Annotated in this window: 16 protein-coding genes; 3 read left to right on the top strand and 13 right to left on the bottom strand. The window is 34.6% G+C overall.

Annotated features, from left to right (window positions below; all coding sequences use genetic code 11):
- Positions 1-17 precede the first annotated feature (17 nt).
- The 6 genes from OLM58_RS12430 to OLM58_RS12405 all read right to left on the bottom strand — a co-directional run bounded on the left by OLM58_RS12430 (position 18) and on the right by OLM58_RS12405 (position 10105).
- A complete protein-coding gene (locus OLM58_RS12430; RefSeq protein ID WP_026985787.1) occupies positions 18-245 on the bottom strand; it encodes a PspC family transcriptional regulator in 228 nt (75 codons plus the stop codon).
- 155 nt (positions 246-400) lie between these two features.
- Positions 401-1669, bottom strand: coding sequence for a DUF2851 family protein (locus OLM58_RS12425; protein ID WP_264529158.1), 1269 nt, complete (start codon positions 1667-1669; stop codon positions 401-403).
- A 189-nt stretch (positions 1670-1858) separates the two neighbouring features.
- Positions 1859-3220, bottom strand: a complete 1362-nt coding sequence (locus OLM58_RS12420) for a pyridoxal-phosphate dependent enzyme (protein ID WP_070905500.1) — start codon at positions 3218-3220, stop codon at positions 1859-1861.
- 49 nt (positions 3221-3269) lie between these two features.
- On the bottom strand, positions 3270-5240 hold the full coding sequence (locus tag OLM58_RS12415; protein WP_264529157.1) for a putative porin: 1971 nt from the start codon (positions 5238-5240) through the stop codon (positions 3270-3272).
- Positions 5241-5423: 183 nt separating this feature from the next.
- Positions 5424-6995 carry a RagB/SusD family nutrient uptake outer membrane protein gene (locus OLM58_RS12410; RefSeq protein ID WP_264529156.1) on the bottom strand — a complete coding sequence of 524 codons (1572 nt, stop codon included), beginning with the start codon at positions 6993-6995 and terminating at the stop codon, positions 5424-5426.
- A 5-nt stretch (positions 6996-7000) separates the two neighbouring features.
- Positions 7001-10105: a SusC/RagA family TonB-linked outer membrane protein gene (locus OLM58_RS12405; protein WP_264529155.1), complete on the bottom strand. Its 3105-nt coding sequence runs from the start codon at positions 10103-10105 to the stop codon at positions 7001-7003.
- Positions 10106-10490: 385 nt separating this feature from the next.
- Here OLM58_RS12405 and OLM58_RS12400 point away from each other — a divergent pair, with 385 nt between their 5' ends.
- Together OLM58_RS12400 and OLM58_RS12395 are read left to right on the top strand one after the other, a co-directional pair.
- Positions 10491-11147, top strand: a complete 657-nt coding sequence (locus OLM58_RS12400; RefSeq protein WP_264529154.1) for a ribonuclease HII — start codon at positions 10491-10493, stop codon at positions 11145-11147.
- Positions 11148-11346: 199 nt separating this feature from the next.
- The gene (locus OLM58_RS12395) at positions 11347-12357 is read left to right on the top strand and encodes an OmpA family protein (protein ID WP_264529153.1); all 1011 of its coding nucleotides are present in this window, start codon (positions 11347-11349) and stop codon (positions 12355-12357) included.
- Positions 12358-12461: 104 nt separating this feature from the next.
- Here OLM58_RS12395 and OLM58_RS12390 read toward each other — a convergent pair whose 3' ends face one another.
- The 6 genes from OLM58_RS12390 to OLM58_RS12365 all read right to left on the bottom strand — a co-directional run bounded on the left by OLM58_RS12390 (position 12462) and on the right by OLM58_RS12365 (position 18564).
- Positions 12462-14837: a TonB-dependent receptor gene (locus OLM58_RS12390; RefSeq protein ID WP_264529152.1), complete on the bottom strand. Its 2376-nt coding sequence runs from the start codon at positions 14835-14837 to the stop codon at positions 12462-12464.
- Between the two features lie 67 nt (positions 14838-14904).
- Positions 14905-15486 carry a Crp/Fnr family transcriptional regulator gene (locus OLM58_RS12385; RefSeq protein ID WP_070905507.1) on the bottom strand — a complete coding sequence of 194 codons (582 nt, stop codon included), beginning with the start codon at positions 15484-15486 and terminating at the stop codon, positions 14905-14907.
- A 94-nt stretch (positions 15487-15580) separates the two neighbouring features.
- Positions 15581-16171, bottom strand: coding sequence for an NAD(P)H-dependent oxidoreductase (locus tag OLM58_RS12380; RefSeq protein ID WP_264529151.1), 591 nt, complete (start codon positions 16169-16171; stop codon positions 15581-15583).
- Between the two features lie 82 nt (positions 16172-16253).
- Positions 16254-17075, bottom strand: coding sequence for a helix-turn-helix domain-containing protein (locus OLM58_RS12375; protein ID WP_264529150.1), 822 nt, complete (start codon positions 17073-17075; stop codon positions 16254-16256).
- 29 nt (positions 17076-17104) lie between these two features.
- Positions 17105-17803: a lipoyl(octanoyl) transferase LipB gene (gene lipB, locus OLM58_RS12370; RefSeq protein WP_017496704.1), complete on the bottom strand. Its 699-nt coding sequence runs from the start codon at positions 17801-17803 to the stop codon at positions 17105-17107.
- Between the two features lie 5 nt (positions 17804-17808).
- Complete coding sequence (locus OLM58_RS12365; protein ID WP_264529149.1) at positions 17809-18564, bottom strand: hypothetical protein; 756 nt, start codon at positions 18562-18564, stop codon at positions 17809-17811.
- A gap of 247 nt (positions 18565-18811) precedes the next feature.
- Between OLM58_RS12365 and lysS the strand changes: the two genes are divergently transcribed.
- On the top strand, positions 18812-20512 hold the full coding sequence (gene lysS, locus OLM58_RS12360) for a lysine--tRNA ligase (protein WP_264529148.1): 1701 nt from the start codon (positions 18812-18814) through the stop codon (positions 20510-20512).
- Positions 20513-20622: 110 nt separating this feature from the next.
- Here the strand turns inward: lysS and OLM58_RS12355 are convergent, their stop codons facing one another.
- Positions 20623-21225 (bottom strand): hypothetical protein, encoded by a 603-nt coding sequence (locus OLM58_RS12355; RefSeq protein ID WP_264529147.1) that lies wholly within the window; start codon positions 21223-21225, stop codon positions 20623-20625.
- Between the last annotated feature and the right edge of the window lie 45 nt (positions 21226-21270).

The following is a 21270-nucleotide window of genomic DNA, read 5'->3' as shown; positions in this document are numbered from 1 at the left end:
AAAATTTGGAGCTTTTTTTATAAATCAAATACTGAAGTTCGTTTGGCGCGAATCAGATCTTTTAAACGAATCCAAAAAGCCAGAGTAAGGTAAATTCCGAATCCAAGCCCGGCGGTAACAAATGAAATGTAAATAAAAAACAACCTCACACTTGTCACGCGCATTCCAAGTTTATCAGCTAATCTTGAAGATACGTGAAAACCATATTTTTCAAAAAAGAATTTAAGTTTTAAAATAGCCGACATTTTATTGATTTTTGATTGTAGATTTTTGATTTGTCTATTTCTACAAAAGTACAAAATTATCACATTGTCTCGTTTTCTAATTACACATTGTAGATTTTTGAAGTGAGCATTTCCCTAAAATAAAAAATTATCACATTACCTCATTATCTAATTTTCTAATTATTCTTAAGCAGCTCAACTCCCAATGCACATCTTAAACAGGCTTTCTGATTGCAATATTCTTTTTTAAGTTCTAAAAGCGCTTGAGTTTCAAAAGCATTTTTAGCTTTTATTCCAAAGAACTCAAATTTACTAATAATCGCATTGCTTTCTGGTACTACCTGATTCATAAAAGAAATTAACTTCTCAGAAATTGATTCATCTCTTGCAGCCGCATAGGCGAACTGAATCGGGATGATCGTATTTATAATGAGTAAATCTATAAATGCGACAGATAAAGCCTTTGGTTTCCTGGAACTTTCTTTATCAAACTGATAATGGTTCTGCCAATATGGATTTGCCGACACGATCAACAGTTGGCGCACTTCTTCAACTGATTTTACAGCAACTATTTTTGAAAACAGGTTTTGTTTTTGATATAAATTAGCAAGTTGCGAGAGTCGAATGGTGGGGAAATTATCCGGACGATGCTTATAAAACTGGATCGGATCTATATGGCGCTTTTTTAGCTGGTATTTGTTCAACAGATAATAATACCTAATTTTTAAGTCGGCAAAATACACATCTTCTTTATCAGCGTCTAACAACCCAATGGTGCCAAAAAACAACGCTTCGAGATTTTCAACTTCAAAGCTTTCCTTTCTAACCATTGAAAACGGAAGGGATTTTGCCATTTGCAGAAAAGAATTTCCATTGGTATTCAATCCAAAATTCCTTGCAAACAATGAAAATAAAACCGCTTCCCAGTCCTGTTGATATTCCTCTAACAAATCGTAAATGAATGTTGCTTTACGTTCTAAACGCTCAAAGAATAATCTTTCCTGCCAGTTTTTAAAAACAAACTCCTCAATTTCAGTGATGCTTTTTTCGCAGAATATCCATGATTTTGGTGTTATAAGGGCATTATAATTAGTGAGTATTTCTTTAGAAGTATACTCTTTTAAAACCAAAACCGGGATCTCGGTATTATTCTTTCTAAAAATTGCTGTATCATGTTCCCAGACCACGTGTAGAATTACATTGTCATAGGCGGTATCCTTTTCGTGACCGTGTACATACCAATCTGACGACTTGAGATGTATTTCGATATTACCTGCCCATTTTTGATTTCCTATTTTAATTTGAGCATTAAAGAAATCCGGCCCGGAAAGTTCCAGATAATCACCCGTTTTAATAATGATGAGCGGTTCATTTTGAGTAGTTCTAAGATCCAGAGTTTCAAACTTTTTGAATCTCCACAGATAATGAAGAAAATCTTCTTTCATAATTCAGGCTTATACAATGATTAGACAGTCCTAAATTAATAAATTTTACTAATATTCTTACAAAATTTATTTTTCATCTGCTTAAAATCTATACTACAAAAATTAACCTGATTTATATTTATACAAAAAATCCATAAATCTAGTCGCTTAAAACTAGATTTATGGATTTAAAAGTGTATAAAAAGGATCTTATTTTATTGACCCGATGATATCATATTTTGTAATAATATGATGACTTCCGTTTCCAAGATCTACTAAAACGGCATCATTTTCTTTTGTAAACAGCTTAGAAACTTCTTCAATTGGAGTTCCTAATTTTACGATTGGAAATGGTTTACCCATTACTTCTTTAATCGGTTTTTCGGCAACGTTTTTATCAGCAACGTAACTTCTGAATAAATCCGTTTCGTCAACAGAACCAACAAATCCATTGATATCTACAACCGGAATTTGCGAAATTTTATACTTACGCATACGTTCGATTGCATGAGAAACTAATTCTTCGGTACGAACGACAATTAATTGTTTATCGATATGATCTTTAATAACGTCTTCTGCTTTTGTTACATTTTCTTCCAGAAAACCACGTTCGCGCATCCAGTCGTCATTAAACATTTTACCTACATAACGGCTTCCTGAGTCATGAAATAGCACTACTACAACGTCATCCGGTTTGAAATGCTCTTTTAACTGTAACAACCCTTTTATACAAGCTCCTGCCGAATTCCCAACAAAAATAGCTTCTTCTAAAGCAATTTTTCTGGTGTAAACTGCCGCATCTTTGTCTGTTACTTTGGTGAATCCGTCAATTAAAGAGAAGTCGACATTTTTAGGTAAAATATCTTCCCCAATTCCTTCTGTGATATAAGAATAGATTTCATTTTCGTCGAAAATTCCGGTTTCATGGTATTTTTTAAAAACAGAACCATAGGTATCAATTCCCCAGATCTTAATATTTGGATTTTGTTCTTTTAAATATTTTCCAACTCCCGAAATAGTTCCCCCTGTTCCTACTCCCACTACAAAATGAGTAATCTTTCCCTCTGTCTGTTTCCAGATTTCCGGTCCGGTTTGCTCATAATGTGCCAATGCATTAGACATGTTATCGTATTGATTTACATACCATGAATTTGGCGTTTCACTAGCCAGACGTTTTGAAACCGAGTAGTAAGAACGTGGATCGGTAGGCTCAACATCGGTAGGACAAACTACCACCTTAGCTCCTACTGCACGTAAGATATCCATTTTTTCTTTCGACTGTTTGTCAGACATTACACAGATCAATTTGTAACCTTTAATAATCGCTACAAGTGCTAATCCCATTCCCGTATTTCCTGAAGTCCCTTCAATAATAGTTCCTCCCGGTTTTAATCGGCCATCTGCCTCTGCATCTTCAATCATTTTCACAGCCATTCTGTCTTTAACAGAATTTCCGGGATTAAATGTTTCGACTTTTGCCAATACCAGTGCATCTATTTCAGCAACAATTTTGTTGAGTTTTACCAATGGTGTATTACCTATTGTTTCTAAAATGTTTTTTGAAAAGTCCATTTCTATTTGAATTTTAATATTTGGTTTTTAATCTATGAAGCGCCTAATCTTATTGGAAGAAATTCCAAACCAAACCAAATCGGATTACAAAATCACGATAGGGATTATTAGGTGCTGAATAATAATCGCTTTTTGAGAATAAAGCGTTTATGTGTTCTGCTTTAAAATAAAAGCGGGTCTGACGAATTCTGGCGTTCAGAAAAAGATCGAATAACGGATAACCGCCAATCTTTTTATTATTCTGAACAAAAAACTCTCCTACAACCGGATTATAGTCATTTCCGTAATACTTTGTAAAATAATTGAATACAACTCCAGATTGCATGTACAATGCTTTCTTAAAAAAGTAACCGGAATAATAGAAGGTGTTTCTGGTCACAAAATCAGGTACATTAAGAATCAAATCTGACTGACTTACCTTTTGATACAAAAGTGTGTTGTCTAAAGCAAATCGACCAAATTTAAACTCACGGCTTGCTTTAATTTCCAGATAATTAATTGCATTCCCGTATTGAGCCGGTTCAATAATTTGAATATGTGCCGCTGCCTGAGCATCAGTAGATTTATCTCTAAAATAAAGATGATCATTTAAAACGGTATACTGAACTTCTGCATTTAACCAAGGTGTAGAAACATTGGCACTAAGCGAGTTAATTTTTTCATTTTTAAAATTATTCGACCAGTTGTACTCGGTGTAACTGCTTTGGTATAAATTAAAGTTGTTGTTTGGCAATTTATTGATGTTACGATATCTGAAATCAAACTGAATTTTATCATTCAGATCGTATCTCAGTTTCGCATCTAAGTTAGAAAGCGACTGATTTGTAATCGATCTTGAATATAAAAAACGACCGTTCCATTTATTCTTTTGGTATTCGTACTGACCTCCGAAATTATTAATTTGTACAAATAAATTATCCGGTACAACCGTTTTGTCTTTCCTAATAATAATTCTCCCGTACTCGTAATTGGATCGGTAATCGTCTACAAAAAAATTAAACTTTCCTAAAAGGGAGTTTTCGTAAGCAAGTCCAGCCTTATTATAGAGTCTTTCGTATTTCGTTTTATCGTTAATACCACTTGTAACATACGAATCTCCAAAGCGTTGAAACGCCGTCCCATTACCAATGTTTGAACCTAGTGTTGCCTGATTATATTCAAAAAGTTTATTTTCGTAGTTAAACTGATGTGTTACATATAAATTGTTGTTCCCATTCTTGGGGTTTACTCTGAACGCATGATCAAAAAACAGGCGTCTTCCTTTTAAAAAGGATTTTGCATCAGTAAGATACACTTGTAATCGCTGACGGTTTTTATAATCCTTGTTATCACTTTCAAAATCTGTAGGTGTAGTAATCCCGCCATTCTCTTCATTAGAAATATCCTGATACGTATAGTGTGCATTTATAGCATATCTTTTATCCGTTGTAGCGTAACTCGTTGTAAACCTAAAATTTCCGGCACTTACCAGCTGATTAATATAATCTCCTTCTGAACGCAACCCTTTATAAGCAATCGAAAAATTGAGATTTTTTGAGGTGTTTAAAGTGATAAAGGAGTCTACGTTTTGTCCTTTATTAATGGTAGTATTAAAGAACAATTCTGTCAAAGGTGTGGCTGCCGAATAATAATTAATCTGATCGGCTTGCATATAATTAAAATGTTTACCACTAAAGCCAATTTCAGGATAAGGAGAAAAACTGGTCAGACTGTACTGTAATGTATTAAATGTTTGCCCAATATTGGAGAAGGCCAAAAGTCCGAAATCGTCTTTTCTAAGGTGATTTTGTCTGTAAGCACTTTTTAAAGTTAACGAAGTATCTACATATGTCGTATCGTGTTCCAATGTGATAATTTGATATTGATCTATGGTGGCGATCTTAGCTTTTTTCTTTTTTACTGTATCCGTTATACTTGAATATTTAGTATTCATGTCTAAACTATTTTTAGAAGTAGTTTTTTCCTGAGAAAAGATTAAAGTTGGTACAACTAAAAGATATAGAAAAATGAATATTCTCATTTGATTGTTTTATAGGTAATTATTTGGATAAAATTTATCAGACAAAGGTAAAAGATAAAAACGTATAAAAAAACAAATCATTGTTATCCGGATTATTTTTCAAACCAAATTGTTAAAACAAAAACCCCCAATCAAAAAAATGATTGGGGGCTTTCAAAAAAAATCAAAATATTTATCTTAATTCTACCAACCTGTATTTTGTTCAAGTCCTGGGTTGGTATTTGTTTCAATTTGTGGTATTGGCCATAAGAATCGTCTATCAGTATATGGTATAGCTTCGATTGGGCGAGAACCTGTGTATGGAGTCCCTAATGCATAATCAGCAGGAACTGGAGGAATGTTATCATATTTTGCAGGAATACCAGCAATAGGTGCTAAATCATCTCCTTGCAATCTGTGAATATCAGTCCATCTGCGTCCTTCAGCTAAGAATTCAATTCTTCTTTCTGCTAAAATAGCTTTTACAACGTCTACTTGTGTAGGAAGAGTTACAGATGTATATCTTTCTGTTGTCGGTGAAGCTAAAGATCTATCTCTCACAGAATTTAATAATGTTATAGCAGCAGGCAAATTTGCTGCAGACAAACGAGCTTGAGCTTCAGCCATATTTAGTACAACTTCAGCATATCTAATTACAGGAGCTGCATCTGTTAAATCTGTAATATCTTTATACTTGTTAGTATATTTTCTACCATTAACAGTAACTACCATTACACCTTCTTCTCTTCTTTTATCATTTACTTTCCAATTTGGATCTCTCCAAATAATTGGGCTAATTGCCACCAAAGTTCTAGATTTAAAGATACTAGCTAAAGCTGCATTTGTATTAGGGTTCGAAGTAGGTGAATGCTGCATTGACAGAATAGACTCTGAGTTATTTAAATTAGCGGCCGTTGAAGCAAATGGCGCACTTGGCGTTGCAGTCAAACTAAATACCCCATTTAATTTAGTCCCTTCAGTGATAACATTTGCCCAATCTCTTTTTTGTAAATAAAGCCTGGTTTTAAAAGCAATTGCTGACCATTTAGATGCTTTCGCAATATTTCTTCCTGCAAGTGTAGTACCATTACCAGTTGTGATTAGAGCTTCAGCATCATTTAAATCTGCTATAATTTTTGTATAACATTCTGCAACTGAATTTCTAGGCTTACCTATTTCCGAACTAATTTCTGATTGAGTGTTCACACCAACTTCTCTGTAAATTACTCCTGGATGAGTAGCTCCCGACGTAAAGTTGTAAGGTTTTGCAAAGAATGTCAGTAACTCAAGATGAGTAATTGCTCTTAAAAACTTAGCCTGACCAATATAATCATCTCCAACAGCTTTAGTGATTATCCCTTTCGCAACAGCACCAGTAACACCTTCTATCATTAAATTACATCTGTTGATTAATCTATAACCATCAACCCAATAGTACACTGCATTTGGTGATACAGCATCAATTTGAGCTTTGTATGTTAACTCGTAGAAAGTAGCCGTATTAACTAAATCCTCTCCTCTAACATCTCCCTGCTCAACAAAAGCTGCCCCCCAAATATAACCTCTACCTCCATTTGAAGTTCCACTATTATACGTACCAATAGAAGCAGCATTATATACACCGTTCATATAAGCTTCAATTAATGATGGTGTAGAAAAAGCGTCACCTTCACCAATATTATTTATTGGCTCTAAGTCCAATATTTTTTCTTCTGTACATGAATTCATCCCGAATGCTAAGACAGAAATAAGAAGTATTTTTACTAAATTTTTCATATTTTTTATAAACTTACATTAATCCCCATTGATATCACTTTGGAACGAGGTGTCGTATTAATATCTACACCATTTGTTTCCATCTCAGGATTAATTCCTTTGTAATCACTAATTAACCAAACATTTTGAGCCTGAACAAAAAGTCTGAAGCTATCTACCTTAATTTTATCCAATAATGATTTTGACAAAGAATACCCTAAACTAATATTGTCAAGTGATATAAAATCTCCGTTTTCAACAAAACGCGAAGTTGCATTTCCTGAAAAGTTAACACCATTATTAGCTCCAGCATATAATCTAGGTGTCCATCCGTCACCAGGATTATCAACACTTTGCCATCTTCCTAAAATCTCTGTTCCATTATTGTTAAAGTTTTGATTCATTAACTCTCTTCTTGTGTAGTTGAAAATTTTATTACCTCCACTAAATCTGAACATAAATCCGAAATCTAAGTTTTTATAAGTCATATTAGAAGTAAATGATCCATAATAAGTAGGTAATGTATTTCCTAAAATTACTTTATCAGAAGTTGTAAGGGTTCCTGTTTTTGAAACATCAGCTGGATTAGCTGGGTCATACACCGCAAAAGTTTGTCCTGGTAATTTCGTTTGTACCATTGTACCATCAGCTTTATAATATACTGGGTTTCCATTTGCTTTATTTACACCATAATATTGGTAACCATATAAAGAATTCAAAGATTCTCCTTGTCTTAAGATAAGGTTTGGAGAAATATTAGTATCAGAAGAAGTACCCCCTACAATATCCTGACCTCCATATAAACCAGTTACTTTATTTTTAGCCAATGTTAAGTTAGCAGACACATCCCATGTGAAATTTGCATTATTAACTGCTTTAAAATTTGCAGAGAACTCATATCCATCACTTAACATGCTTCCGATATTTGAATTAATTGTATTAAAAGGAATACCTAAAGAAGGTGAAACCGGCGCAGCTAACACAATTCCATTAATATCATTCTTGTAATAGTCAAATGTTAAGTTTAATCTATTGTTAAAGAAACCTAAGTCAATTCCAAAATCAGTTTTAGCACTGGTTTCCCATTGAAGTAAATCATTACCAAATTGAGAGTATCCTATTCCATTTAAAGTCCCATAAGGAGAACTGATAGTAAGCCCTTTACTTGGATAATTTGAACCACCTAAGATATCTGTATTTCCAACCTCTGAGTAAGAAGCTCTTAATTTAAACTCAGATAAAGTGTTACTAATTGGTTGCATAAAGTTTTCTTTAGAAACTGTCCAACCAGCAGATACACCAGGAAAGTTATTGTATCTTGTGTCTTTTCCAAATTTAGAAAGACCATCACGTCTAATAGATCCTTGAATAAAATATTTCTCTTTGTAGTTATAATTTGCACGAGCTAAATAAGAAATAATACCATTTTCAGTCACTGACCCTCCAGAATCTTTAGTCGCATATGAATTTGTAACTAAATTTTTATTATAAAATTCACTTAGTAAATTTGACCCTGATCCGAAGAAGTACTGGTATCTTTGTTTTTGATATTCAGCCACAGCTGTTATACCTATATTATGATTTTCAGCAAATGTCTTCTTGTAATTAATGATATTTTGCCAGTTCCATCTTAAATATTCTGTATGATCATTTACTAAAGTTCCATTAGAATTACGACCGTCTCCCTGGATTGGGTTTTGATATCTAAATCCTCCTGTATTAGTGTTATCAGCACTAACCTGTAATCTATAAGATAAATCAGATGTTATTTTTGCGTTTGCGAAAACATTTGCTAACACTCTATTTACTGTTGAAGTAAATTTATTTTCCTTTAAAACATAAACAATATTAGTAATATTATCTCCTACAGGAGCTAAGTTATCCCACTGACCTACAGTCGCGGCAGTCATATTATATCCTGTTGGATTACTTGCATCATAAATTGGTGTGTTAGGCAACTGTCTGATTGCATTAAAAATATTCCCTGAAAGCGCACTTGTAGCAGTAGACAAACCGTTGTATTCCGTCCTAACAACATTTAAATTCGTACCAATACTTAACCATTTATTGATATCCTGATCAATATTTGCTCTTATCGAGTATCTTTTCATATCATTAGAAAGATTGATACCTTCCTGATCTGTTACTCCTAGAGACAAGAAATATTTAGTTTTATCAGAACCTCCACTGAACGAAAGATTAGTAGTTAATTGTGGTGCATTTCTAAATATAGCACCTTGCCAGTCAGTATTATATTGATTACCTGCAGCCCATGGACCAACAGCAGGAACTAGATTAGCCCTTTTCTCATTAGATATAGTTATAAAATCTGGTGTTTGTAAAACGTCATATTTTTTATAAACACTAGCAACACCCATTACAGTACTAAAATTAACCTTTAGAGCTCCTTTTTTACCACTTTTTGTAGTAATCAAAATAACTCCATTTGCAGCACGAGATCCATAAATTGCTGTTGCCGCACCATCTTTCAAAACCTCAAAAGACTCAATATCAGCAGGATTAATATCTCCTAAACCATTAGCAGCTGCTAAACCACCAACGTCTCCTGTTACAATTGGCATTCCGTCAACCACAACCAATGGTTCTGTAAGTCCAGAGATCGTAGATACTCCTCTAACTCTGATTTTTGGAGCAACACCAATAATACCGGTGTTCGTTAAAACCTGAACCCCAGCTGCTCTACCAGCCAAAACTCCTTCAAAACTTGGAGTTACTAAATTAGCGATGTCCGCTCCTTGTATTTTAGAGATCGAACCAGTTACTTCCTTTCTCTTTTGTACACCGTAACCAACAACTACGACCTCGTTCATTAATTGTGCTTCTGATTCCAGCACTACATTTAATGAGTTTGAAGAACCAACAGTTACTTGTTTATTATTCATACCAACATATGAAAAGATTAACACATCACCAGTTTTTGCTTTAACAGAATAACTTCCGTCAAAATCAGTTTGAGTACTGGCCTTAGACCCCTTCACAAGAACATTTACTCCCGGAATTACCCCTGTTTTATCAGAGACCTTTCCGGTTACAGTTCTCTCCTGAGCAAAAGAAAACTGCATAGATAACGCCACAACCAGCGTAAAAATCCATTTAAATTTTAATTTCATTTTAATTTATTTTGAATTAGTATGTCGCAAACATCTTAATTATTTCTTAAAACACCAAAATTTTTTAACTTATTTTTAGCCTAAATACTTAAACATATAACAATATCTATCATAATTTATTTGGATTCCATTCTTTTTAGTAGCAATATTCCTTAATTTATGCTAAAAACATAGATTTATGTAAATTTAACACTTAACATGGTTTTAACAGTTGAGCCCGCGAAAAAGCAAGCATCTTAAAAAACAACACCCCCTTTTATGAACCTCGTAAAAATTGAATCTTTTATTTTCTTTTTCGTAAATCCAAGCTATTAATTAAAAAAGTTTTTTAGCACTCTTAAAAAAAATTACAATATTTGTGACCTTGAATATAAAAACCCAGAAAATGCTTCAAAAAAACTTCTCAGGATATCTTTTAGAAACCGGAACTGATGAAGCGGGCCGAGGATGTCTTGCCGGTCCGGTAACTGCAGCAGCCGTAATTTTGCCTGCCAATTTTGAAAACCAAATTTTAAACGACAGTAAGCAATTATCTGAAAAAGCACGATTCTTACTAAGACCTATTATAGAAGAGCAGGCCATCAGTTTTGCGGTTACACATTTACTGCCTGATGAAATTGACGAGATAAACATCCTGAATGCTTCGATGAAAGGAATGCAGGAATGTGTATTAAAGTTAAACACCCTACCTGAATTTATTATTGTTGACGGGAACCGATCGCTGAACGCTAAACTAGGATTAAAGAATACCGTCGGAAAACAATTCTCTTCAACGGAAATCGAATTACTAAAATCAATCCCTAATCAAAGTATCATAAAAGGTGATGCTAAATTTTTAAGTATTGCAGCTGCTTCGGTTCTTGCTAAAACTTATCGCGATGAATACATGGATAAAATTCATGAAGAGTTCCCAATGTATAATTGGAAAAAAAACAAAGGTTATCCAACAACGGAACACCGCGAAGCCATTAAAAAATATGGCACAACAAAATACCATCGAATGTCTTTTAAGCTACTTCCTACTCAATTGGAGCTTTTCTAAAAAAAATAAAATAGCGACAGACAAATTGTTTTCATATAAAATGCAAGGCAAATAACATGTCACAAAACACAGAATCCAAACAATAATAACCATCACTTTTTCAAAACATTACACTCAAAAAAAATCAATCAAATTGAATCTTTTTCTTTGTTAAAATCTTTTTGCTTTGTTATCTTTGATTCTCTAAAAAACTAACCGCATGAAAATCAAAACTTTAACATTACTTCTAATTACATGCATGATCGCAGCATGTAATTCTAATAAAAAGCAGAATGATGTGACGGATACCACAGATTCTCTTGTAACACCCCCTGCTGCCGAAACCACTTCCGGACCATCGTCGGCTAAAAAATTTGATCTCAATTCTGTACCAATTTCAGACAAAACACTTGGCACATTCCCTTATTTTAATCTACCTGAAAATTACGAAGACACTTCCAAGAACACTATTGCTGATTATGACGTTGCTTATTTTTGGGTAAAAGATCATTTTGAAAAACCGGAAGGAAAAATTTTCTATTCCAGAATTAAAGCAAAAGAAGGAAAATCTTATAGCGATCTCGAAGTAGCACGAAATTTAGATGAATTGATTAAAAGTGTAGACGGAGTAAAAATCTCTGAAATGAAAGTTCCTGCAGATTCGTCACATACAATTCCAGACAACAATCGTGTAAAATATATGAATGGTTACGGTTTCATGGCAAATGCCATTACCACTACCTATTTGATTCGACGTGCAGACAGAAATATCTGGATTCAGCTTACTCCTTATGATGATGCTGTTTCGGCGGGATGGATGGTTTTGGAAACAAAACCTTTTAAGATGACCGCCTCTCTTATCAAAGCGGATGCCATAAAAAAAGAACTTGATACTAAAGGACACATCGCTTTGTATATTAATTTCGATACCGATAAGGCTACTATAAAAACAGAATCTGCACCTATAATTGATGAGATTCAGAAATTGCTAACGGCCAATCCTAATCTTAAAATCGCTATTGAAGGTCATACAGACAATAGTGGCGACGCAGCCCACAATAAAAAACTTTCAGAACAGAGAGCAAATGCTGTAAAAGCGGCACTAACTTCTAAAGGAATAGACTCCTCAAGACTACAAACAAAAGGCTGGGGTTCTGATAAACCCATTGTTGAAAATACAAGCGAAGAAAATAAAGCAAAAAATCGCAGGGTGGAAATTGTAAAATTATAATACAGATCCCCGCTTAAATCCGCAATGAATCTTAAATATCGAAAATGCAGACAAGAGATGATCTTTTGTCTGCATTTGTTCTGTAAGCTAAACTCTTAATAATTTTAAAACTGAAATTTATATCCAAAATCAGGAGAGAATCCAATCTGATCCTTCTGATTTACACTATTCGTTAAACGATTATACTCCTTCGTAAAGATATTGGTATGGTTGGTTACATTTTGGAAATCGATATAAAACTGATGAAACCTCTTTTTTGTTTTACTGTTAAATTTAATTCCAAACTTCACATCCAACCTTAAATAAGGATCATACTGTTTGCTAAAGGCATTGGCATCATCCCTAATCTCATAACCCGCATCGTTCGAAGCAGCCAAATCAACCGGCGTGTAATAACGCCCTCCTGCAGTTGTAAATTTAGTATCAATAGAAAAGACATTTTTCTTTGCTTTTCCTATTCTAAATTCTTTCCCTCCTAACAGATTGATGACATATCCATTATTAAAAGGTGAATTACGTTCTATACCGTCGCTTCCTTTATACTTACTTTCAAAAAGCGAAGTAGTAAACAAAGCATAATATCCTTCGCTAAAGAATTTATCAACTGTAAATTCAATTCCCTGATTGTATCCGCTTCCCTTACTTATTAAAGACGTTTTATCAATTGAATAACCAAAATCAGCACCTTCTGTTAAGGTAGAATAACTGCTTGGAAAGGACTGAACTCCTGCCTTACTAATATCCTGATAGTAAATTTCTACTTTTCCTCTCCATTTTCTGGCCAATCGCACATCATACCCCAAAACATAATGCTGGCTTTGAACTAAATCGAGATTCTTGTTAGTCTGAACCTGATTTCCATTTACCCACTCATTCAGAAATAATATTGGAGCCGCAACACTTTGATGATGCAATCCATAACCAAAACTAATGGTATTTCTTTGATTTACTGCATAAGCCAAAGCTGCTCTGGGTTCAAAAGCAAACTCTTTGTTGATCGAAAAATACTGTCCGTGAATACCGGCATTAAATGTTAGTTTTTCGGTCAGACGAAATTGTCCCTGAGCAAAGGGCTGAATAATATTGTAATTCCCGTTATTGTTTATGAGCTGTACAAAGTCCGGATAACCATCTCCGTTATTGTCCTGCTGTCTGTCGCGGGTAGCCATTTTAGCATCGAGCGTATAATTCTCAAAAAGTAAACCTGCTCTGAAAGTTGCTTTTTTATTGATTTTAGAATTGAACAAAGTCAAGAAAGTAAATCTATTTTCATTGTTACTAATATCAGTAAAGGGCAAACGATTTACTGCGGGTGTATTGAAATTATAATAGCGGAAATTCTCATAAGAGTTGCTCGAATTTGAAAAACCGACAATTGTTTTCAAATATGATTTTGTTCCAATTTCCAAATTGTGTTTTAATCCAAAAGAGGCAAACCCTGATTTAACATAGGCATCTTCATCCTGTGCAGCAAAAGGATCTTCCTTATCTATTTTATCTCCTAAAAAATCAATATCCGATGTTCCGTAGATTCCAAAAAGCGAGAAATTACCCATTTTACTTTTTCCTAAATCTACATTAAAACTAATATCTCTGTAATTAGGCTGTGCATCTGTACCCGCCAAGCCTAAAACCCCGACAAAGCCATATCTTGCCGATGCTACAAAGGAACCTCCTTTTTTACCAAGCGGGCCTTCGGCCATAAATTCGACACCCGGATAAGCTCCGGCACTAATCATATACTCATAATCATCGGGATTTCCTTTTCGGAAACTCAGATCAAAAACACCTCCAATTGCATTTCCATATTCCGCCGGAAAAGCAGATGTTAAAAAGTCAGAATTAGCCAGAAGATTAGGATTCAGAGCCGAAATTGGACCTCCTGTCGTTCCCAATGTCGAAAAATGATTGGGACTCGGAACCGGCATTCCTTCTATTCTCCACAACATTCCGGATGGTGAATTTCCACGTACCACAATATCGTTTCGACTGTCATCTCCGGTAGAAACTCCCGCAAAATTAGAAACCAAACGTGCCACGTCACTCCTTCCTCCTGCATATCGATTGACTTCTTCTGTCGTAAATTGTTTAGTCGATACCAACGCCATTTTATTAATGGGTTTGGCTTTACTTAAACCCGAAGTCACTACAATTTCATCCAGTGTGTTAAACTTCTCCATCATCGAAACCGTAAGAAGATTGTCTTTTCCTGTAGTAACATCCAGGTCAGAAACAGAAGTATTTTCATAACCCTCAAAACTAAAACTCAAACTCTGTCTACCAACCGGAATATTGGTTAATTTAAAATTACCCTCAGCATCTGAAATGGCATTTTTCTTCTCGTCGCCAATTAATACTATAGCAACTCCGATAAGTGGTTTTTCAGATTGTTTGTCAATTATTTTTCCTTTTACGGTACCCGTTTGAGCATAGGTAATCCACCCAAAAAGACTTATAATAATCAAGAATATTCTTTTCATTTTTATTTTGCTTTACAGTTATAGAAGCAAAAATAAAGAGTCGAATTTTCTTAAAAATTGACTTGAGTTAAGATTTACTGTTCAATGTAATTCTGGTTCTAATTCGGCTTAAACTTTCGGGTTGGATTCCCAGATAACTGGCAATGTATTTTAACGAAACCCTTTCGACCACTTTGGGACAGTACTTTAAAAATCGTAAATAGCGTTCTTCATGTGACAATAAAGACATTGCCATATTTCTGCCGGTTAGACCTTTTATGGTTCTTTCCATCATAATTCGCAAAAAGGAATTAAATACAGGGTATTCAGCAACCAGTTTTTCAAAATCATGCTTGTACGCCAGATACAACACACAATCTTCCAAAGCTTCTATATTGAGCAATGAAGGCTTTCCGTAAAGAAAACTCTCAAAATCAGAATACCAGTCATTTTCAAAGAAGAAGTTTCCGGTAGATTCTACTCCATCAAGCGAGTAATAGTAACGAATACAGCCTTCCGCAATAAAAACTCCGAAATTACAAACCTCTCCTTCGACTAAAAGATGCTCGTTTTTTTTGATTTTCTTTAGCCTCAGTATGTTTTTAAAAGCCATACTTTCCGCTTCATTAAATTGCATAAATCGCGACAGGTCTGTTATTACGTTTTGCATGATTGGTTAGGTTTTAGAAAAAAGTGGTTTTATAAATAACTTTAACAATTCAAAAAAATTGCCTTAAACAGCTATAAAACAGAAATATAACAAATTAGACACATAAAACCTTTTCCTGAAACACTTCTTTAATCTGAGTGCTCCATTCTAAAATATTTTCGTCAGAAACTCTGTCTGCTTTATCAAAATAAAAATGCTTCTGAACCTCCAGTCCGCAATAATTAAAAATTCCGATATCTGACGTTAGCGCTAATGCTTTATCCATTCCAATTGATTCGTATTCTGCACTCGATTTTCCGTGTGAATTGATTATGATGGTCTGTTTCCCTGTCAATAAACCTTTCTGAATGCCCTGATCGTATCGATACGCAAATCCATAACTAAAAACACGGTCAATATAACCTTTCATGATCGCGGGCATTCCTGTCCACCAAATCGGATAAATAAAAACAATGCGGTCAGCCCATGAGATGAAATCCTGTTCGGTTTTAACTTCCTCCGCAATTTCGCCTACTCTCTGACCCTTCATATCTGCCAGAGATAAAACGGGATTAAAGTTGATTGCGTTTAAATCTCTCACGATAACTTCCTGCCCTGATTTTTCAAGATTTTCCATGATAATTTGTTTGAAAAAGTGATTTAAACTTCCTGTGTTTGGATGTGCGTAAACGATTAAATTTTTCATGTTTTCTGTTTTTTAAGATTGAACATGACAAATGTAAATCCAAGGACCTCATGACAATTGTAAGAAAACGAAAAGCAGACTTCTAAAGCTTCTTTGAACTACAAATATCGCTTTGAAATTTCAAAAATTTGGTTGGAGAGATATTCATGTAATGTTTGAAATCATGTATCAACTGACTCTGATCGTAATAACCGCATTGCTCTACAATAGCAAGCCAGTCTGTTTTAGAATCCCGTAAAATATCTTTCTGAATTACTTCGACCGCTTTTAAAAAACGCTCGTACCGACTAATTTCTTTAATTGTATAGCCAAAAAACTTCTTTTGATTGAGCTGAACATTTCGCTCTGATTGATTTGTTTCAGATGCGACTGCTTTTATAGGGTCTATGTTTTTTTCTCTAAAATCGGTCAAAAGAGAAGTCATGACATGCTGTTCTCGCAAATAAGGTTTGCAAAATTCTAAAACATGGTCAACACGTTCTTTTGGATCAGAGCGTTCATTAAGTTCTTCCCATAAAAGGGAAAAACAATTTTCGGCAATCAAAGTATCGGGATCAACAGGTAAAGAATGAGTAAGAAGTGCGTTTCCAAAAAATCTATAAAATGCATCTTCTTTAAAATTGGCAACTAAAATCTCCGAATCAGGATTTAAAGTGTATTCAAAAGCTTGTTTTATTGGGCCTAAAACAACACATTTCTGCACTTCAAGAGTTGTATTTTGCTGTGATTTTAAAGAAGCACCTTCTCCAAAAATAAAAACCAGAATGGTCTGAAAAGTGGGCAATAATGTTTTCGTTACAGGAATATTGCCTTTATTCTCTGCAAAATAAAAATGCGAAAAAACAGTATCAAATGCTGAAGGAACAGCAATTCTATAATTGTTATTTTCTTCAGCATATATCATACTATTTTATATTTCAAAAGCTCTTTTTTTTAAACAAACTCCGCTTCAAACAAATGAGTTAAATGTTTGATGATTTTCGCTTTTACTTCTTCTTCATCAACTTTTTCGACGCCAAGCTCTACCTGCAAAGAAGTAACTCCTTTACCACGGATTCCGCATGGGATAATGTTATCAAAGTAACCCAAATCGACATTTACATTTAAAGCAAATCCATGCATGGTTACCCAGCGTGACGCACGAACACCAAGCGCACAAATTTTTCTGGCAAACGGGGTTCCAACGTCTAGCCAGACTCCTGTTTCACCGTCACTTCGTCCGGACTTTAAACCATATTCTTCCAAAGTCAGAATAATAGATTCCTCCAGAAAACGCAGGTACTTATGAATATCGGTAAAAAAATTCTCCAAATCCAAAATTGGATACCCTACAATTTGTCCCGGTCCGTGATAGGTAATATCACCACCACGATTGATTTTGTAAAAGGTAGCTCCTTTGGCCTCAAGCTGTTTTTCGTTCAAGAGTAAATTTTCAAAATCCCCGCTTTTGCCTAATGTGTAGACGTGCGGATGCTCTACAAACAACAAATAATTGGGAGTTTCCAGATCGAGCTCTTCTCTTCTGTTTCTGATTTTTAGGTCGACTATATCTTTGAACAGTTCTTCCTGATATTCCCAGGTCGATTTATAGTCTCTGCTTCCTAAATCCTGAAGTTGGATTTTTTTATTCATCTTAATTATTTTTCAAACTCAACATCAAAGTTAAGTTTGTCAGGATTCTCCATATAATCCGTGAAAGGGTATTGAATTGTAATTGTTTTTCGGTCTTCACTAAACAAAGCAGTCGGATTTGATACTTTTTTAATGCGTTTTGGAAAATGGTATTTTAAAACATAAGTAGAAGATGCAAAAACCATTTTTGACATTTCGGCTGTCGTATCTTTCACTTTCTCAGCTTGTTTTTGTTTGTCAATTGTCGCTTTACGGGTAAATTTCTTTCCGTCGTAATTAAAACTTACTTTACTGTTGTTGTCTCCCAAACCTCCTGCAAAAGGTGTTGAAGCATCTGCTCCTCCAACCAGCTTTTGAAGTGTATTCACCGATTGTAATATATCATGTAAGTCATTTACTTTCTTAAAATCTTCCGAGAATATCATCAGAAATTCTTTCTTCTCATCATTCACTTTAATATTAACCACAAGGTCTTCCAATTTTTTTATTTCACTTTGAACTTCCGGAGATAATTTTGAAATGCTTTCACCTTTATCTGCCAACAGCTGTTTGAAGGTAAAAGTAGAATCCATATTTTTTTTGTTATTCGCTCCCAATTGATCACCAATCTGATCTCCTGCCATTGCCATTAAAGCAGAGCCATCCATATCTAAAGAAAATTTTCCGGTTCCGTTATCGCTTACATAAATATTTTCGGTAAAAGTACAGCTTGTCAGAGTGGCGAATAAAAAAGAAAAACTGAGTAACTTATATAATTTCATCTTGGTTAATTTTTTCTCAAAGATACGAAGTTTCGTGGATTGTTTAATCGGATTGTTGGATTCTTGGATTCTTGGATTTTTAGATTGTTAGAAACTCAGAATCTTAGAACCTTAGAAAAGACACAAGTGAAAAGCGGGACAAAACTACCTTGAAAACCTGAAAATTACTGCTTCAAAAAATCTAAAATCAGCATTCTGAAATCTACATTCTTTTCTTTATCTTTGCACACTTAAAAAAGAGCACAAAATGGCATTATCAGAACAAGAAATCATCCGAAGAGAAAAACTTCAAAACTTACGCAACTTAGGAATCAATCCTTATCCGGCTAATCTTTTTCCTGTAAATCACACTTCAAAGCAGATAAAGGAATCTTTTGAGGAAGGTAAGAAGGTTATTGTTGCCGGACGTTTGATGAGTGTGAGAGATCAGGGAAAAGCTTGTTTTGCTGAGTTGCAGGATAGTGAAGGACGTTTACAATTGTACGTTAATCGCGATGTTTTGTGCGAAGGTGATGATAAAACGTTATACAATCAGGTATTTAAAAAATTAACCGATTTAGGTGACTTTATTGGTATTGAAGGAGAATTGTTTACGACTCAGGTTGGAGCAAAATGTATTCGTGTGAGCGGTTTTACTTTTTTGAGTAAAACATTACGTCCGCTTCCTTTACCAAAAGTGGATGAAGAAGGAAATGTACACGATGCTTTTAATGATGCTGAATTGCGTTATAGAATGCGTTATGTAGATCTAACGGTAAATCCGGATGTTAAAGAGACTTTCATCAAACGTACCAAGTTATTTACCGCTATGCGTGGTTATTTTAACGATGCTGGATATCTTGAAGTTGAAACTCCGGTTTTACAACCAATTGCAGGTGGTGCAGCAGCGCGTCCGTTTATTACGCACCATAATTCGCTTGACATTCCGCTTTACATGCGTATTGCAAACGAATTGTATTTAAAAAGATTAATTGTTGGTGGATTTGAAGGTGTTTATGAGTTCTCTAAAAACTTTAGAAATGAAGGAATGGACAGAACACATAATCCTGAATTTACTGCAATGGAAATATATGTAGCCTACAAAGACTACAACTGGATGATGGAATTTGCTGAAGGTCTTCTTGAGCATTGTGCGATTGCGGTAAACGGAACAAGCGAAGTTACTTTTGGCGAGCACAAAATTAACTTTAAAGCGCCTTATGCCCGTGTTACAATGACGGATTCGATCAAACATTTTACCGGTTTTGATATTTCCGGAAAAAGCGAAGAGGAATTATATGACGCTGCAAAAGGAATGGGAATAGACGTCGATAAAACAATGGGGAAAGGAAAACTAATCGATGAAATTTTTGGCGCGAAATGCGAAGGAAACTACATCCAGCCTACTTTCATTACGGATTATCCAAAAGAAATGTCTCCGTTATGTAAAGAACACCGCGACAATCCAGACTTAACCGAACGTTTTGAACTAATGGTTTGTGGTAAAGAAATTGCAAATGCTTACTCAGAATTAAACGACCCAATTGACCAACGCGAGCGTTTTGAAGATCAAATGCGTCTGGCTGCAAAAGGTGATGATGAAGCGAACGGAATTATCGATGAGGATTTCTTAAGAGCTTTAGAATACGGTATGCCTCCAACATCAGGAATGGGAATTGGAATGGACCGTTTGATTATGTATTTAACGAATAACGCATCGATTCAAGAAGTTTTATTATTCCCGCAAATGCGTCCGGAGAAAAAACAGACTGTCGAATTATCAGACGAAGAGAAATTTATCGTAGACTTATTGAAAGGAAATGAAAATAAAATGGATCTTCAGCAACTAAAAATTACTGCAAATTTAAGCGGTAAAAAATGGGATGCTTCTATGAAAAACTTATCTAAACATGGCCTGACTAAAGTAGCGGTTGAAGGTGAGTTTAAATTTGTGGAATTGGTAGGATAATTTTATAAAAAAGTCAATTCTGGGAATTCAAAATTCTATAATTGGCATCTTAATATTCAAACCCGACAGGTTTTAAAAACCTGTCGGGTTTATTTTTTAATACAATTTGATTAAAACGAGTACTTCTCCAACTTCTTCCCATCAATATCCAAAACCTTTGCACTTTCTCTTGTAGCCTCCTCTTTGACAACTTCCTGAACAGATGGATTTGACGGATATTTTCCGTTTTTCAGTTTTAGAAGATGAAATTTCCCTCCACTTACAGCTATTAGATTATAAAATTTTTCAGATACTGAAGTGGTTACATAAATTGGGAAATCAGTTACTGTAAAAGAATTAATCAGACTTCCGTCATTATTTAAAATGTATCCGGAGCAGCCACCACTTCCACAAAAATAGGAATTAGAGAAGCCTACAAAATACTCCTCTTTCTGATCATTATTTAAATCAAATGCATCATAATAAAAAAACCGATCGTCTTTTGTCAAAGCCGGTAAATCCTTTTTTAGCAAAACCAGAAGCTGCTTTCTGATTAACTCTACCGTTTTATCGTCTTTTACAGGAACATCACTTACATCCGCAGTTCCGACTGCTGTTTTTGTTATAGTATCGGTTGCAATGGCTTCGACCACATTTTCTTTTTCCGTTTTTTCTTTATTCTGGCACGAAATCATTCCTAAAATTACAAATGCCATTAAAATTTTTCTTTTCATATTTTCTCTTTTTTTAAATTTTTACGATTCCGTTTCTAAACCCGA

It is taken from the genome of Flavobacterium sp. N502540 (assembly GCF_025947365.1).
Taxonomy (GTDB): Bacteria; Bacteroidota; Bacteroidia; order Flavobacteriales; family Flavobacteriaceae; genus Flavobacterium.
This window is presented reverse-complemented; position numbering and strand designations above follow the sequence as displayed.